Origin of the sequence: Actinosynnema mirum DSM 43827 (genome assembly GCF_000023245.1) — a bacterium.
Classification (GTDB): Bacteria; Actinomycetota; Actinomycetes; order Mycobacteriales; family Pseudonocardiaceae; genus Actinosynnema; species Actinosynnema mirum.
In genome coordinates this window covers 7,166,226-7,180,162 of sequence record NC_013093.1, presented here as the reverse complement: position 1 = coordinate 7,180,162, position 13,937 = coordinate 7,166,226, and the positions used below count along the sequence as shown (strand labels likewise).

Below are 13,937 nucleotides of genomic sequence, written 5' to 3'. Positions count from 1 at the left end.
CGAAGTACACCACCACCCGGCAGGGGGACCGAAGGCCGAAGGCCCGTGCGGCGCCACCGGGGACCCCACCCGCGCGCGACACCCGCAAGGTACCTGCCGGTGCGGCGGCGGTCGCACCCCGTAGCCTGTCCCGCGTGCGCCTCGTCATCGCTCACTGCCAGGTCGACTACGTCGGACGCCTCACGGCACACCTGCCGCCCGCCCAGCGGCTGCTGCTGATCAAGGCCGACGGCTCGGTGTCGATCCACTCGGACGACCGGGCGTACAAGCCGCTGAACTGGATGAGCCCGCCGTGCTGGCTCATCGAGGACCCCGACGTGTGGGTCGTGCAGAACAAGGCCGGCGAGAAGCTGATCATCACCCTGCACGAGGTGCTGCACGACTCCAAGCACGAGCTCGGCCCGGAACCCGGCCTGGTGAAGGACGGCGTCGAGGCCGACCTGCAGAAGCTGCTCGCCCAGCACGTGACCACCCTCGGCGACGGCTGGACCCTGGTCCGCCGCGAGTTCCCGACCGCGATCGGGCCGGTGGATTTGATGTGCCGCGACTCGGACGGGAAGTCGGTCGCGGTGGAGATCAAGCGGCGCGGCGAGATCGACGGGGTGGAGCAGCTGACCAGGTACCTGGAACTGCTCAACCGGGACCCGCTGCTGGCGCCGGTGCGGGGGGTGTTCGCGGCGCAGCAGATCAAGCCGCAGGCCCGGACGCTGGCGGAGGACCGGGGGATCCGGTGCGTGGTGCTGGACTACGACGCGCTGCGGGGGATCGAACCGGACGAGTTCCGGTTGTTCTGACGCGCGACCCTCGCCGACCCCGCCAGCACCGCCTAGCGCCGCTGCGCCGAACAGGGCGTTCTCCGGGCTGCCCTCGTGGGCAGAGTTCGAGGATGGCCTGTTCGGGCGCGTGGTGGGGGCTTGTCGCGGGGATACGCTGCTGAGCCCCTGACCCGGTGGCTGAGGAGGTCCTCGGTGCGAAGACGGCTGGTGCTCGTGGCGGTTGGGCTGGTGGTGGGTGCTGCCGGCGGGTGCGTTGGGGACGGGGGTGGGGGGATGCCGCTGCCGTCCGCCTTGCCGTTGAGCTCACCGGTCAGCTTGTCCGTCGCGCCTGCTTTCGCGCCCGTTGTGGGGAGCGGGAGGGTTGTCGCCTCGCCTGCTTCTGGTGGGGGTGGGGACGAGGTGTTCGTCAGCGGGGACGGGTTTCCCGCCGGGGAGCGGGTGGTCATCACCTTTCACGGGGTTGCCGTGGGGGACGGGGTGGTGGACGGCGCTGGGCGGTTCGAGCGGGTTGCGGTGAAGGTGCCCGGATCGTTGCGCGGGGTCGGGGTCCAGGTGTTCATCGACGCCGGGGTCGGGCCCGTGCACGCCCGAGCCCCGTTCGTCCTCACCAGGTGATCAGCGGAGAGAGCGCAGGAAGGTCGACCAGCTCACCTCGGGGAACAGCAGCACGGGGCCCGTCGGGTTCTTCGAGTCGCGGGTCGCGATCGCGTTGTTCACGGGCGCGATCTCCACGCAGCTCGGACCGTTGCCGCTGTAGCTGCTCTTCCGCCACGGCGCGCCCGGCAGACCTGTCTCCTGCATGATCTCCAGCCTTCCTCAATCACTTGCGTCGATCTCGGCGATGAACGCGACCGAGTCCTTGGGGCTGGCGGCCATCGCGACCAAGCTGTCGAAGGTGCCCCGGAACCGCTTGATGTCCGCGTCCGACTCCAGGAAGACCTCGCCCGCCTGGCTGTCGACGTGGATCAGGTCGCCGTCCATCGGGTCCTCGAACTCCAGCACGATGAACTCACCAGGCATCCCCGGGTGGGCGCCATCGCCGAAACGGAGGACCTGGATGGTCACGTTCGGGGCCTCGGCCGCCTCGACCAGGTGCTGCCGCTGCTTCCGCATGATCTCGGTGCTGCCGACGGCGCGGCGGAGCGCCGCCTCGTCGATCACCACCCAGAGGTTGAGCGGCGTCTCCTTGCTCAGGATCGCCTGCCGCTCCACGCGGGTCTTCACGCGGTCCTCGACCTGTTCGGCGGTCGCGGACGGCAGTACGCCGCTGATCACCGATCGGGCGTAGTCCTCGGTCTGGAGCAGGCCGGGGACGAACAGCGACGAGTAGTTGCGAACGCCCTGCGCCTCGTCCTCGAAGCTGATGTAGGTCGTGTACTCCTCGGGCAGCCCCGCGTGCCACGGCCGGATCCACCCCGGCTTGGTGGCTTCCTTCGACAGCGCCCGCATCGCCGCCTGCTCCTCGGCGGGGCAGCCGTACGTGGTCAGCATCGTCATCAGCGTCCGGTTCTGCGGACGGACCTTCGCGGTCTCGATGCGGTAGATGGTGGCCTGGTTGATGCCGGTCTGCTCCTCGACCTCCTCGCGGCTCAGCCCGGCGTCCTCGCGCAGCAGCCTGAGCTGACGAGCCAGCCTGCGCAGGCGGATCGTCGGAGTGCTCTTCTTCGCGGCCACGATCTCCAATTCTTCCCCAACTCCCCTCGGGAGCCACGCAAGTGTGGCTGTGTTTCGGGATCACCTCAAACTCGACCGCAAGTGCAACCTGGCGTATGCAAGGCTTGCACTTATTTCTTTGTGCAGGCATCCTTGCACGACGCTGCGGTGATGATCCGTCAACCCGCCGTAGTCACCTGGGGAACTCGGCAGGGCTTGACCCGGAAGAGGGACGTATTCGTGAACCAGAGCGCGAGCACAGCGGGCATCGGTGACTGGGACGCGGCGGTGGACGCGGCGTTCGGCGCGTACGTGCGGGAGGTCGCCGAGGTCGGCGCGCCGCGGCTGTTCGCGGTCGTGGAGGAGATCGGCGACCGGAGCGACGCGCGGGTGGTCGGGTACGGGCTGGAGTACGCCGACCGGGCCGAGAGCGCCGCCGTCGGGGGCGGGGTGCGGATGTCGTCCGAGGACGCCGAGGGCGCGCGGCAGCTGTTCGAGATCACCGGCGGGAACCGGGCGCACCTGGTGTGGGTGGGCGGCCCGGCGGAGGTGGTGGGCGAGGACGGGTGAGGTCGTCCTCGCCCACCCGGCGGCTAGGCGCAGGCGCGGGCGCCCGCGCGGGCGTGCAGGAGGGCCTCGTGGACGCCCTCCCTGGACAGGTCCAGGCGGGCCGCGAGCTGCTCCAGGACCGTGCCCCGGTCGAACACCGACAGCGGCACGTGGCAGTCGATCAGGTCGGCCCGCACCCGGCCTGGGTAGATGTGGCCGTCCGGTCTGCGGGACAGGGCGATGCCCTCCCTCGGGTCGCCGCCGTCGAGCAGCAGGAAGCCGCCCGCCGCGCCCTCGTCCTGGGCCAGGTGCACCACGTCGCGCTGGCCCGCCAGCCACGTCCGCTCCGCGCCGAGCACGGCCGCCGCGCCGCGCAGGTAGTCCACCGGGCCGCCCCTCGGCCTGGCCTCGCAGGTGAACAGCAGCGGCAAATGCTCCGGGTAGCCCTGGGTCCTGGCGTCGATCAGCGCGGCCCGCGCGTGCACCACGCCCGCGTTGTAGCCGCCCGCGAAGTCCGCCGGACCGCTGCGGTGCCGCAGCAGCACCAGCCTGCCCGCGTCCTGGTGGGCGGCCAGCGCGCCGGGGTGGTGGCTGACGCACACCGGGTCCTCGGGGTAGCCGATGTCGCGGATCAGGAACCGCAGGTCGTACCCACCGGCGGCGGTGTAGGCGTCCAGCTCCTTGGGCAGCAGCTCCCGCGACCGGTACGCGACCCCCTGAGCAGCGCTTTCGGTTTGATGGTCCACCCAATGGAGTACGTGGTTTAAGCGTGGGTAGTTCATACCGGTGCTCGACACCACTCCGGGTCGCGAGAACCCGGAGGCCCTGCGACGCTGTGCGTCACCGGAGGTGAACGCGAGGTGCCCGTGCTCGCTGCGGAAGCTGATCTTCGCCTGGACGCGGGGGCGTTGGACTACGCCCTGCTCGCCCTCTACTTCGTCGTGGTCCTCGGGATCGGGTTCCTCGCCCGCCGGTCCGTGTCCACGAGCCTGGACTTCCTGCTGTCCGGGCGCTCCCTGCCCGCCTGGGTTACCGGCCTGGCGTTCGTGTCCGCCAACCTCGGCGCGATCGAGCTGCTCGGCATGGCCGCCAACGGCGCCCAGTACGGCATGGCGACCATGCACTACTACTGGGTCGGCGCCATCCCGGCGATGGTGTTCCTCGGCCTGGTGATGATGCCGTTCTACTACGGCTCCAAGGTCCGCAGCGTCCCCGAGTTCCTGCGCCGCCGGTTCGGCAAGGGCGCGCACCTGGTCAACGCGATCAGCTTCGCCGTCGCCCAGGTCCTCATCGCGGGCGTGAACCTGTACGCGCTGGCCCTGCTGCTGAACCTGCTGCTCGGCTGGCCCATCCCGCTGTCCGTGGTGATCGCGGCCCTGATCGTGCTGGCCTACACCACCCTCGGCGGGCTCTCGGCCGCGATCTACAACGAGGTCCTCCAGTTCTTCGTGATCATCGCCGCGCTGCTGCCGCTCACCATCGCGGGCCTGCACAAGGTCGGCGGGTGGCAGGGCCTGGTCGACAAGGTCACCGCCGGCCCCGGCGGCGAGGAGCAGCTGTCCGCGTACCCGGCGACCGAGCTGACCGGGTTCGAGAACCCGGTGCTGAGCGTCATCGGCATCGTGTTCGGCCTCGGGTTCGTGCTGTCCTTCGGCTACTGGACGACGAACTTCGCCGAGGTGCAGCGCGCCCTGTCCGCCAAGAGCATGTCGGCGGCCAAGCGCACCCCGATCATCGGCGCCTACCCGAAGGCGCTGATCCCGGCCGTGATCGTCATCCCCGGCATCATCGCCGCCGTCGTCGTGCCCGAGATGAGCGCGCTCAAGGCGGGCGAGGCGGCGGACGGCGTCACCTACAACAACGCGCTGCCGCTGCTCATGCGCGACCTGCTGCCCAACGGGATGCTCGGCGTCGCCATCACCGGCCTGCTCGCCTCGTTCATGGCGGGCGTCGCGGCGAACGTGTCCTCGTTCAACACGGTGTTCACCTACGACCTGTGGCAGGACTACGTCCGCAAGGACCGGCCCGACGGCTACTACCTGAAGGTGGGGCGCTGGGCCACGATCGGCGGCACGGTCATCGCCATCGGCACCGCGTTCCTGGCGGCGGGCTACGGGAACATCATGGACTACATCCAGTCCCTGTTCTCGTTCTTCAACGCCCCGCTGTTCGCCACGTTCATCCTCGGCATGTTCTGGAAGCGGATGTCCGCCGCCGCGGGCTGGACCGGCCTGGTCGCGGGCACGCTCGCGGCCGTGCTGGTGTTCGCGCTCGCCGAGACCGGGGTGCTCGACCTGCCCGGCCAGGGCGCGAGCTTCCTGGGCGCCGCCGCCGCGTTCGTGGTGGACATCGTGGTCAGCGTGGTCGTCACCCTGTTCACCAGGCCGGTGCCGCGGGAGCGGCTGTCGGGGCTGGTCTACGGGCTCACGCCCAAGGGCGACCTCGCGCACGGCACGGAGGGCGAGGACGCCGGCTGGTACCGGTCGCCCGCGCTGCTCGGCGGTGGGGTGCTGCTGCTGACCGCCGTGCTCAACATCGTTTTCAGCTGAGGGGGAGTCGTGGCACGCGGAACTGCCGGGTTGTTCGACCTGCGGCTGGTGATCGCGGCGCTGTTCGCGGTGTACGGGGTGGTGCTGGTGGTGGTCGGGCTCGGCTTCACCGACGACGCCGACCTCGCGAAGGCGGACGGGTGGAACGTGAACCTGTGGTCCGGGGCGGGCATGGTCGTGGTGGCCGCGGTGTTCGGGGCCTGGACGGCGCTGCGGCCCCTCGTGGTGCCGGACCCGGAGGATGTGACCGAGGGGGAGGGGGTGGACGCGCGGGAAAGGGACATCTGAATCGTTTCCGGAGCGTGTTGTGATCGCATCGTGAGGCGGAACACCCCGATGCCGCCACGCCGGACCCGAACGGTCGCTACCGTGCAGTTCGTGCACCGATCCGCCGCCGTGCTCTGCGCCCTGCTCCTCGTCGTGGCCGGGTGCTCCGGGACCGACCTCGCCAAGCACTCCCCGTACCCGAGGGAGACGCTCGACGCCGGGGCCGCGAACAGCGCGGACGAGAACGGCGGCAGCACCGACGAGGGCGCCCCGCCGGGATCGGTCGGCACGCCGGTGTCCGCCGAGTTCTCCGGCGAGAAGCTGCGCGCCACGGACGTGTGCAAGCTGGTGGACGAGACCGTGCTCCGCAAGCACGGCACGCCCGCCGAGCTGACCGGCAACAACTTCGGCGAGTGCAGCAACTACATGAAGGACAAGGCGGGCAAGAGCCTGTCGGTCACCCTGGCGTTCCGCAGCTCGTCCGCGCTCTACGCGAAGTCCGACAAGCGCATCGAGGGCCTCAAGCTCGGCGAGAACGTGCTGGAGGGGCAGGCCTGCTTCGTCTCCGGCGTGTTCCAGGACGAGCCGCCCATGGACCTCACCGCGCAGATCAGCTACAAGAGCGAGAACAACTGCGAGATCGGCCGCGAGCTGCTGACGGCGGCGATCAAGCGGGTCAAGGCCGGTTCGGCGCTCCGGACCAACCCCAAGGGCTCGCTGGCCTCCGTCGACCCGTGCCGCGCGCCCGACCCGGCCGTGGTCGAGGCCGCGATCAACGCGTCCGGCTCGAACGTGCTGGAGATCCCGCTCGGCCTGCCCACGTGCAGCTGGAGCAGCCGCGAGCGCAGCCTGATGCTGGCCTTCCAGCAGGTCGCCGTCTCGCCGAGGAAGCTGCCCGGCGACAAGACCGTCGACGTCGACCTCGGTGGCGGCGTCACCGGGCGCAAGCTGGACGAGACCGGGTCGGCGTTCCCCAGCTGCAAGGTCGAGTGGACGCACCGCGACCTCGGCGCAGGCGGCGCCGAGGTCGCCAGGCTCACGACCTCGGGGGCCAAGGACGTCCAGTTCGACCGGTGCGAGACGGTCGCCACCGTGGCCAAGGCGCTGGTCGCGAAGCTGCCTCGGGGCTGAACCGGGGCGTGACAGGGGGAGCACAACCCGTTACCGTTCGGTAACACCCGATCGTGGAGGTCCCCCGATGACGCAGACCGCGGAGGCGAAGTCCGAGCGAGGCGGCGACGGGCCGGAGCTGCTCACCTCGCACGACCCGCGCACCGGCGAGGTCGTCGGGCGCCACCCGGTCCACAGCGCGGACGACGTCGCCGCCGCCGTCCGCCGGGCCCGCGACGCCTCGACGCACTGGGCCGCCCTCGACTTCGACGGCCGCCGCGCCCGGCTCGACCGCTGGCGCAAGCTGCTCAGCAGGCGCGCCGACGAGCTGTGCGCGCTGATCAGCGCCGAGACCGGCAAGTCGGCCGACGACGCGCGCCTGGAAGTCGCGATGGTCCTGGACCACCTGCACTGGGCCGCCAAGCACGCCCGCAAGACCCTCGGCCGCCGCCGCGTCGCCACCGGGCCCGTCATGCACAACCACGCCGCGACCCTGGAGTACCGGCCGTTCGGCGTCGTCGGCGTCATCGGGCCGTGGAACTACCCGGCGTTCACGCCCATGGGCTCCCTCTCGTACGCGCTCGCCGCGGGCAACGCCGTCGTGTTCAAGCCCAGCGAGCACACCCCCGGCGTCGGGCGCTTCCTGGCCGACACGTTCGCCGAGGCCGTGCCCGAGCAGCACGTGCTCCAGGTCGTCACCGGCTACGGGCCGACCGGGGCCGCGCTGTGCGGCGCGGGCGTCGACAAGCTCGCGTTCACCGGGTCCACCGCCACCGGGCGGCGGGTCATGGCCGAGTGCGCCCGCACCCTCACGCCCGTGCTGGTCGAGTGCGGCGGCAAGGACGCGCTGATCGTCGCCGAGGACGCCGACCTGGAGGCCGCCGCGCGCGGGGCCGTGTGGGGCGGGCTGTTCAACGCCGGGCAGTCCTGCGCCGGGGTCGAGCGGGTGTACGTGGCCGAGGCCGTCGCCGACGCGTTCGTCGAGCTGGTCACCCGCAAGGCCGCCACGCTGCGCCCCGGCGGCTCGCCGGACGCCGACTTCGGGCCGATCACCATGCCCAAGCAGGTCGACGTCATCGCCGCGCACGTCGCCGACGCCCTGGACCGGGGCGCGACGGCGGCGGTCGGCGGGCGCGAGTCGATCCGGCCGCCGTACGTGGAGCCGGTGGTGCTGCTCGACGTGCCCGAGGACGCCGCGGCGGTCACCGAGGAGACGTTCGGGCCCACGCTGGTGGTCAACCGGGTGGCCGACGCGGACGAGGCGGTGCGGCGGGCCAACGCGCTGCGGTACGGGCTCGGCGCGGCGGTGTACTCGAAGGCGCGCGGCGAGGAGCTGGCGGCGCGGCTGCGGTGCGGGGTGGTGTCGATCAACTCGGTGCTGGCGTTCGCGTCGGTGCCCGCGCTGCCGTTCGGCGGGGTCGGCGACTCCGGGTTCGGGCGCATCCACGGCGAGGACGGGCTGCGCGAGTTCACCTACGCGCACGCGGTGTCCCGGCAGCGGTTCGCCGGGGCGCTGGACCCGATGACCTACGAGCGCGGGAACCGGACGGTGCGGCGCGTGCTGCGGCTGGTGCGGGTGCTGCGCGGGCGGTGAGCCCCGGCGGTGGTCCAGGGCGGCGCGAACGCTCCATCCTGATCAACGGAAGGCCCCGGCGCAAGCACCGAAGGGCCGCGTTCCCGGTCGACCTCGGCCCCCGGTGCCCGCCCCTCCCAGCGGGTAGGAATGGGAGGGACGGTCAGCGGCGATCGGAGGCTCCAGTGAAGAAGGTCATCAACGATCCGGGCACCGTGGTGGTGGACGCGCTGCGCGGTGTGGCCGCCGCGCACCCCGACCTCCTCGACGTTCGGTTCGACCCGGCGCTCGTGCTGCGCGCCGACGCCCCGGTGTCCCGCAAGGTCGCCCTCGTCTCCGGCGGCGGGTCCGGGCACGAGCCGCTGCACGGCGGGTTCGTCGGGCGCGGGATGCTCGACGCGGCCTGCCCCGGCCCGGTGTTCACCTCGCCCACCCCCGACCAGGTGCTCGCGGCCCTGGTCGCCACCGACGGCGGCGTCGGCTCGCTGCTGCTGGTCAAGAACTACACCGGCGACGTGCTCAACTTCGAGACCGCCGCCGAGCTGGCCGCCGCCGAGGGGCTCGAGGTGCGGACCGTGCTGATCGACGACGACGTGGCGGTGAAGGACTCGCTGCACACCGCCGGGCGGCGCGGGGTGGCCGGGACCGTGCTGGTGGAGAAGATCGTCGGCGCGGCGGCCGAGCGCGGGGTCGACCTGGACGGGTGCGAGGCGCTGGCCCGGAAGGTCGTGGCCGGGGTGCGGACCATGGGGCTGGCGCTCGCGCCGTGCACCGTGCCGCACGCCGGCGAGCCCAGCTTCGACCTCGGCGACGGCGAGGTGGAGCTCGGCATCGGCATCCACGGCGAGCCCGGCCGCAGCCGGGTGCCGCTGGGCAGCGCGGACGAGCTGGTCGACGCGCTGCTCGGGCCCGTCCTGGAGGACCTGCCGTTCGCCGAGGGGGACGAGGTGCTGCTGCTCACCAACGGGATGGGCGGGACACCGCTGGTCGAGCTGTACCTGGCGCACGGCATCGCCGAGGCGCGGCTGGCCGAGCGCGGGATCACCGTGCGGCGGCGGCTGGTCGGGTCGTACGTCACCAGCCTGGAGATGCAGGGGCTGAGCCTGACGCTGCTCAAGCTGGACGACGAGCTGGTCGAGCTGTGGGACGCGCCCGTGCGCACCGCCGCGCTGCGCTGGGGGCTGTGATGGGGTGCGGGGCGCGCGAGGTCGCCGGGGCCGTCCGGGCGCTGGCCGACGTGGTGGTGGCGCACCGGAACGAGCTGGTGCGGCTGGACCGGGAGATCGGCGACGGCGACCACGGGGAGAACCTGAGCCGGGGGTTCCTGGCGGCGGCGGAGAAGGTCGCGCTGGCCGAGCCCACGACGCCGGGGGCGGTGCTGAAGCTGGTCGCCACGACGCTGATCTCCACCGTGGGCGGGGCGGCCGGACCGCTGTACGGGACGGCGCTGCTGCGGGCCGCGACCGCCCTCGGCGAGGTCGCCGAGCTGTCCGGGGACGACGTCGCGCTCGCGCTGCGGGCGGCGCTGGACGGGGTCGTGGCGCGGGGCAAGGCGCAGGTCGGGGACAAGACGATGGTGGACGCGCTGAGCCCGGCCGCGGCGGCAGCCGCCGGGCTCGGCGGGGCCGGGGTGGGCGAGGTGCTCGCCGCCGCCGCTGCCGCCGCCGAGGGCGGGGCGCGGGCGACCGTGCCGCTGGTGGCGCGCAAGGGGCGGGCCTCGTACCTGGGGGAGCGGTCCGCCGGGCACATGGACCCCGGCGCGCGGTCGACCGCGCTGCTGCTGGGGGCGCTGGCTCGGGTGGCCGCCGGGTGAGCGTGGGGATCGTGGTGGTCTCGCACAGCCGCAAGCTCGCCGAGGGGGTGGTGGAGCTGGCCGGGCAGATGGCGCCGGAGGTGCGGCTCGTCGCCGTCGGCGGGGACGGCGGCGGTGGGCTGGGGACGGACTACGCGGCGGTGGTCGAGGGGCTGGCCGACGCTGACGGCGGGGGCGGGGTCGTGGTGCTGTTCGACCTCGGGAGCGCGCGCATGGTCGCGGACCTGGCGGTGGAGGAGTTCGGCGGTGCGGCGGCGGTCGTGGACGCGCCGCTGGTGACCGGGGCCGTCGCGGCGGCGGTGGCGGCCCAGGGCGGTGCGGCGCTGGAGGCGGTGGTGGCGGCGGCGCTCTGGGCCTGGGGGAGCGGGGAGCGGGCGGGCGGTGGTGCCGCCGGTGACGGCGCTGACGGTGGTGCTGACGGTGGTGCCGGTGCCGGTGCCGGTGCCGGTGCCGGTCCCGGTGGCGCAGGCGGTGCCGCCGGTGACGGCGTGGTGCGGGCGGTGGTGCCGCTGGTCAACGACGTCGGGTTGCACGCGCGGCCCGCCGGGCTGGTCGCGCGGGCGCTGGCCGGGGTGGACGCGCGCGTGGTCGTCCGGCACGGCGGGCGGGAGGTCGACGCGCGCAGCGTGCTGGAGCTGATGGGACTCGGCGCGACCGGCGGGGACAGCGTGGAGGTCGTCGCGGTCGGGGTCGACGCCGAGGAGGCGGTGCGGCGGGTGACCGAGCTGGCCGCGCGCGGGTTCGACGGGTGAGCGCCGGCGCGCTACCCGACGTAGCCGGGACCGGGGCGCTGTCGTCCGGTCGGGGTCCTGCGGACGGGCGCGGAGCGGGTGCGCCGGGTGAGCGGAAGCCCAGGTCAGCGCGTGCTCGTGGACCGGCCGGCGCACCTGGCGAGACAGGTCGCTCACCCTTTTGGCATGGTTGTGCCATGCGGCGCGCGGTGATCTCACTCATGGTGCTGGTGCTCGGCGCGACGAGCGCGTGCACCCACTCGGTCAACGGGACCCCGGTCCCAGGGGTGCTCGACGTGGAGCAGCCGTTCTCGTCGACCAGCCCCGGCAGCAGCACCAAGCCGAGCGGGGACGACAGCGCGGCGCAGGACTACTGCGACCTGATCAGCTGGAAGGACCTGCCCTACGAGGTGGCGGACAAGGGCGCGCCGCCCACCGACGTCGGGTACGACCGGGAGTTCGACCAGTCCTGCAAGTGGCAGCACAGCACCGGGACGCTGGACGTCGGCGTGACGCTGCGCTTCCGCGAGGACCGGCCGATCACGCTGGACAAGACCAATGGTGAGTACACGGTCGACGGGCGGAAGGTCACCTACTTCGACCGGACCACGGACTCCAGCGTGCAGCCGTCGTGCGTGATGGTCATGGACTACGCCGGGGGCGGGGTCGGGATCATCGTGATCGACGGGTCGGCCAAGTACGGGGCGATCTGCGAGCAGGGCAAGGCCGTGGCGGAGAAGCTGCTGGCCAAGGAGCCGTGACCGGGCCGAGGTGAGCCTCCGGCGGGGGAGCGGTCGGGCTGCGCGCCCGGCTGGCCCCGCCGGACTCCGGGGGTGGTCGGTTCCGGGCGGTCAGCCGCAGCAGCCGCCGCCGCAGCACCCTCCGCCGCCACCACCGCCCTGGGGCGCGGTCGCGCCGGAGCTCAGGCCCGCCATCGACAGCAGCTTCACCGTGTCCGCGTGCCCGTCCGGGCAGCTCGCGGGGGCGGACGCCTCGCTCATCGGGCGCTGGACGTCGAAGGTCGAGCCGCAGGCGCGGCAGCGGAACTCGTAGGTCGGCACGCGGTCATTGTCGCCCGGAGCGCGCGGTGGGCACCAGAGCGCCCCGGTGCTGTCGAACGGGTGACCCCGGTCGCGTGATGGAGGTCTCCGGCCGTGCATCGCCCGTCGGAGGGCTTGGTGCGTTCGGGGGATGCCCGGTGCGGATACGGTTGTCGCGTGCCGCGCCGCAACCGCCCCAAGCACACCGGAGAGCCCTCGACCCCCGGCGGCCACGGCTGGGCGCGATCCGAGTCCGGTTCGGACGGCGAGTGGCTGGTGCGCGCCATCTCCGGCGCGGGCACCACGAAGACCTACCGCTGCCCCGGCTGCGACCACGAGATCCGGCCCGGCACCCCGCACGTGGTGGCCTGGCCCGCCGCCGACTACGGCTCGGTGGAGGACCGCAGGCACTGGCACCAGTCCTGCTGGAACGCCCGCGCGCGACGGGGGCCGTCGTCCCGGCGCTGGTAGTCCCGGCGCCGGTGGCGGCCACCCGGTCCGCCCGCCCGGCTCACGGCCTGCGGTAGACGCGCAGCTCGCCCTCCTCCGGGTCCTGCTCCACGTCACCGGCGTGCGCCAGGCCCAGCTTCTCGGCCACGCGCTGGGCCGGGGTGTTCTCCGGGGCGGTGACGACCACCGGCGGCAGGTCCGGGTGGCTGACCGCCGCCCGCTCCAGGGACGCGCGCGCCATCTCGGTGGCGTAGCCCCGGCCCCAGTGCCGCGTGCGGAAGCTGTACGACAGGTTCAGCACCCGCTCGCCGCCCACGACGTGCACGCGCAGGCCGCCCACGCCGAGCAGCTCCCCGCTCTCCCGCGAGAGCACCGCCCAGTAGCCGATGCCGTCGGCGCGCCAGTGCTCGCGCCAGCTCGCCAGCAGCTCGGCCACCTCCCGCGGCGTCCTCGGGCGCGCCGGGTTGTGGACGTGCGCCGCCGGGTCGCCCAGGACCTCGGTCACCGCGGGCAGGTCGGCGTCGGTGGTCCTGCGCAGCAGCAGGCGCTCGGTCAGCACCTGGTCCGGGTAGCGCGCCGGGTGATCGGTCATGCGGCGACGGTAGCGGCGGGGTCTGACAGATTGGGGGGCGTGGAAACCTCGCCGCTCGTCCTGCTGCACGCCTTCCCCGTCGACTCCCGCATGTGGGACGGGGTCCGCGAACGCCTCGACCCGATCACGCCCGACCAGCGCGCGGGCGGCGAGCCCGACCTGGCGGGCGCGGCCCGGCGGGTGCTGGCCGAGCTGGACGGGCGGGGGATCGGGCGGGTGGTGCTCGGCGGGTGCTCGATGGGCGGGTACGTCGCGATGGCGCTGCTGCGGATCGCGCCCGAGCGGGTGGCCGGGCTGGTGCTGGTCGACACCAAGGCGGTCGCCGACGTCGAGGAGGCGCGGGACAAGCGGCTGGCGGTGGCGCGCGAGGTCGACGAGCACGGGGTCGGCGCGGTGGTCGGCTCGGTGAGCGGGCTGCTCGCGCCCGGATCGCCGCTGGTGGACGAGGTGCGGGCGGTGGTGCTGGGGCAGCGGGCCGAGGACGTGGCCTGGGCGCAGCGGGCGATGGCGGCGCGGCCCGACTCGACGGCGCTGCTGCGGGAGGCGGACGTGCCGAAGCTGGTCGTGGTCGGCGAGCACGACGCGGTCACGCCGCCGGAGCGGGCGCGGGCGCTGGCGGGGGAGATCGGGGCGACGTGCGTCGAGCTGGCCGGGGTGGGGCACCTGTCGCCCTGGGAGGCGCCGGGGGCGTTCGCGGACGCGGTGCTGGACTGGCGGCGCGCGACGGGGGTGTGACGGGCCTGGTCGGGAACGCCTCCTGCCTGCCTGCTCCTGCCGACCTGGTCCTGCCGACCTGCTTCGGCCGACCTGCTCCTGCCGACCCCCCGACGCGAA

Annotated in this window: 18 protein-coding genes; 13 read left to right on the top strand and 5 right to left on the bottom strand. The window is 73.3% G+C overall.

Features of this window, described 5'->3' with window-relative positions:
• Positions 1–134: 134 nt before the first annotated feature.
• Positions 135–794, top strand: coding sequence for an endonuclease NucS (nucS, locus tag AMIR_RS30355; RefSeq protein WP_015804815.1), 660 nt, complete (start codon positions 135–137; stop codon positions 792–794).
• A gap of 381 nt (positions 795–1,175) precedes the next feature.
• Positions 1,176–1,391, top strand: coding sequence for a hypothetical protein (locus tag AMIR_RS39735; RefSeq protein WP_143760963.1), 216 nt, complete (start codon positions 1,176–1,178; stop codon positions 1,389–1,391).
• Here AMIR_RS39735 and AMIR_RS30345 read toward each other — a convergent pair whose 3' ends face one another.
• Positions 1,392–1,577 carry a DUF397 domain-containing protein gene (locus tag AMIR_RS30345; protein ID WP_015804813.1) on the bottom strand — a complete coding sequence of 62 codons (186 nt, stop codon included), beginning with the start codon at positions 1,575–1,577 and terminating at the stop codon, positions 1,392–1,394.
• A 15-nt stretch (positions 1,578–1,592) separates the two neighbouring features.
• Entirely contained in the window at positions 1,593–2,450 is an 858-nt protein-coding gene (locus tag AMIR_RS30340) for a helix-turn-helix domain-containing protein (protein WP_015804812.1), read from the bottom strand.
• A 219-nt stretch (positions 2,451–2,669) separates the two neighbouring features.
• Between AMIR_RS30340 and AMIR_RS42965 the strand changes: the two genes are divergently transcribed.
• Positions 2,670–2,999 carry a hypothetical protein gene (locus AMIR_RS42965; protein ID WP_015804811.1) on the top strand — a complete coding sequence of 110 codons (330 nt, stop codon included), beginning with the start codon at positions 2,670–2,672 and terminating at the stop codon, positions 2,997–2,999.
• A gap of 23 nt (positions 3,000–3,022) precedes the next feature.
• Here AMIR_RS42965 and AMIR_RS42960 read toward each other — a convergent pair whose 3' ends face one another.
• Positions 3,023–3,724 (bottom strand): hypothetical protein, encoded by a 702-nt coding sequence (locus AMIR_RS42960; protein ID WP_118947804.1) that lies wholly within the window; start codon positions 3,722–3,724, stop codon positions 3,023–3,025.
• A gap of 114 nt (positions 3,725–3,838) precedes the next feature.
• Between AMIR_RS42960 and AMIR_RS30325 the strand changes: the two genes are divergently transcribed.
• From AMIR_RS30325 to AMIR_RS30290, 8 genes are all read left to right on the top strand, one after another.
• Positions 3,839–5,527 carry a sodium:solute symporter family protein gene (locus AMIR_RS30325; protein WP_015804809.1) on the top strand — a complete coding sequence of 563 codons (1,689 nt, stop codon included), beginning with the start codon at positions 3,839–3,841 and terminating at the stop codon, positions 5,525–5,527.
• Positions 5,528–5,536: 9 nt separating this feature from the next.
• Positions 5,537–5,815 (top strand): hypothetical protein, encoded by a 279-nt coding sequence (locus AMIR_RS30320; RefSeq protein ID WP_015804808.1) that lies wholly within the window; start codon positions 5,537–5,539, stop codon positions 5,813–5,815.
• A 90-nt stretch (positions 5,816–5,905) separates the two neighbouring features.
• Positions 5,906–6,925, top strand: coding sequence for a hypothetical protein (locus AMIR_RS30315; RefSeq protein WP_143760961.1), 1,020 nt, complete (start codon positions 5,906–5,908; stop codon positions 6,923–6,925).
• 67 nt (positions 6,926–6,992) lie between these two features.
• On the top strand, positions 6,993–8,498 hold the full coding sequence (locus tag AMIR_RS30310; protein ID WP_015804806.1) for an aldehyde dehydrogenase family protein: 1,506 nt from the start codon (positions 6,993–6,995) through the stop codon (positions 8,496–8,498).
• Between the two features lie 164 nt (positions 8,499–8,662).
• Complete coding sequence (gene dhaK / locus AMIR_RS30305) at positions 8,663–9,664, top strand: dihydroxyacetone kinase subunit DhaK (protein ID WP_015804805.1); 1,002 nt, start codon at positions 8,663–8,665, stop codon at positions 9,662–9,664.
• Positions 9,664–10,290, top strand: a complete 627-nt coding sequence (gene dhaL / locus AMIR_RS30300) for a dihydroxyacetone kinase subunit DhaL (protein ID WP_015804804.1) — start codon at positions 9,664–9,666, stop codon at positions 10,288–10,290. Before dhaK ends, dhaL begins: the two co-directional genes overlap by 1 nt.
• A complete protein-coding gene (dhaM, locus tag AMIR_RS30295) occupies positions 10,287–11,042 on the top strand; it encodes a dihydroxyacetone kinase phosphoryl donor subunit DhaM (RefSeq protein ID WP_041837132.1) in 756 nt (251 codons plus the stop codon). The genes dhaL and dhaM overlap by 4 nt, the downstream gene beginning before the upstream one ends.
• Before the next feature lie 176 nt (positions 11,043–11,218).
• Positions 11,219–11,782, top strand: coding sequence for a DUF3558 family protein (locus AMIR_RS30290; RefSeq protein ID WP_015804802.1), 564 nt, complete (start codon positions 11,219–11,221; stop codon positions 11,780–11,782).
• Positions 11,783–11,872: 90 nt separating this feature from the next.
• On the opposite strand, the gene AMIR_RS30285 is transcribed toward AMIR_RS30290, so the two are convergent.
• The gene (locus AMIR_RS30285; RefSeq protein ID WP_015804801.1) at positions 11,873–12,082 is read right to left on the bottom strand and encodes an FmdB family zinc ribbon protein; all 210 of its coding nucleotides are present in this window, start codon (positions 12,080–12,082) and stop codon (positions 11,873–11,875) included.
• A 156-nt stretch (positions 12,083–12,238) separates the two neighbouring features.
• Between AMIR_RS30285 and AMIR_RS30280 the strand changes: the two genes are divergently transcribed.
• Positions 12,239–12,532, top strand: a complete 294-nt coding sequence (locus AMIR_RS30280) for a hypothetical protein (RefSeq protein ID WP_041837131.1) — start codon at positions 12,239–12,241, stop codon at positions 12,530–12,532.
• 40 nt (positions 12,533–12,572) lie between these two features.
• Here the strand turns inward: AMIR_RS30280 and AMIR_RS30275 are convergent, their stop codons facing one another.
• Entirely contained in the window at positions 12,573–13,103 is a 531-nt protein-coding gene (locus AMIR_RS30275; RefSeq protein ID WP_015804799.1) for a GNAT family N-acetyltransferase, read from the bottom strand.
• Positions 13,104–13,142: 39 nt separating this feature from the next.
• Between AMIR_RS30275 and AMIR_RS30270 the strand changes: the two genes are divergently transcribed.
• The gene (locus AMIR_RS30270; protein WP_015804798.1) at positions 13,143–13,838 is read left to right on the top strand and encodes an alpha/beta fold hydrolase; all 696 of its coding nucleotides are present in this window, start codon (positions 13,143–13,145) and stop codon (positions 13,836–13,838) included.
• Positions 13,839–13,937: the final 99 nt, after the last annotated feature.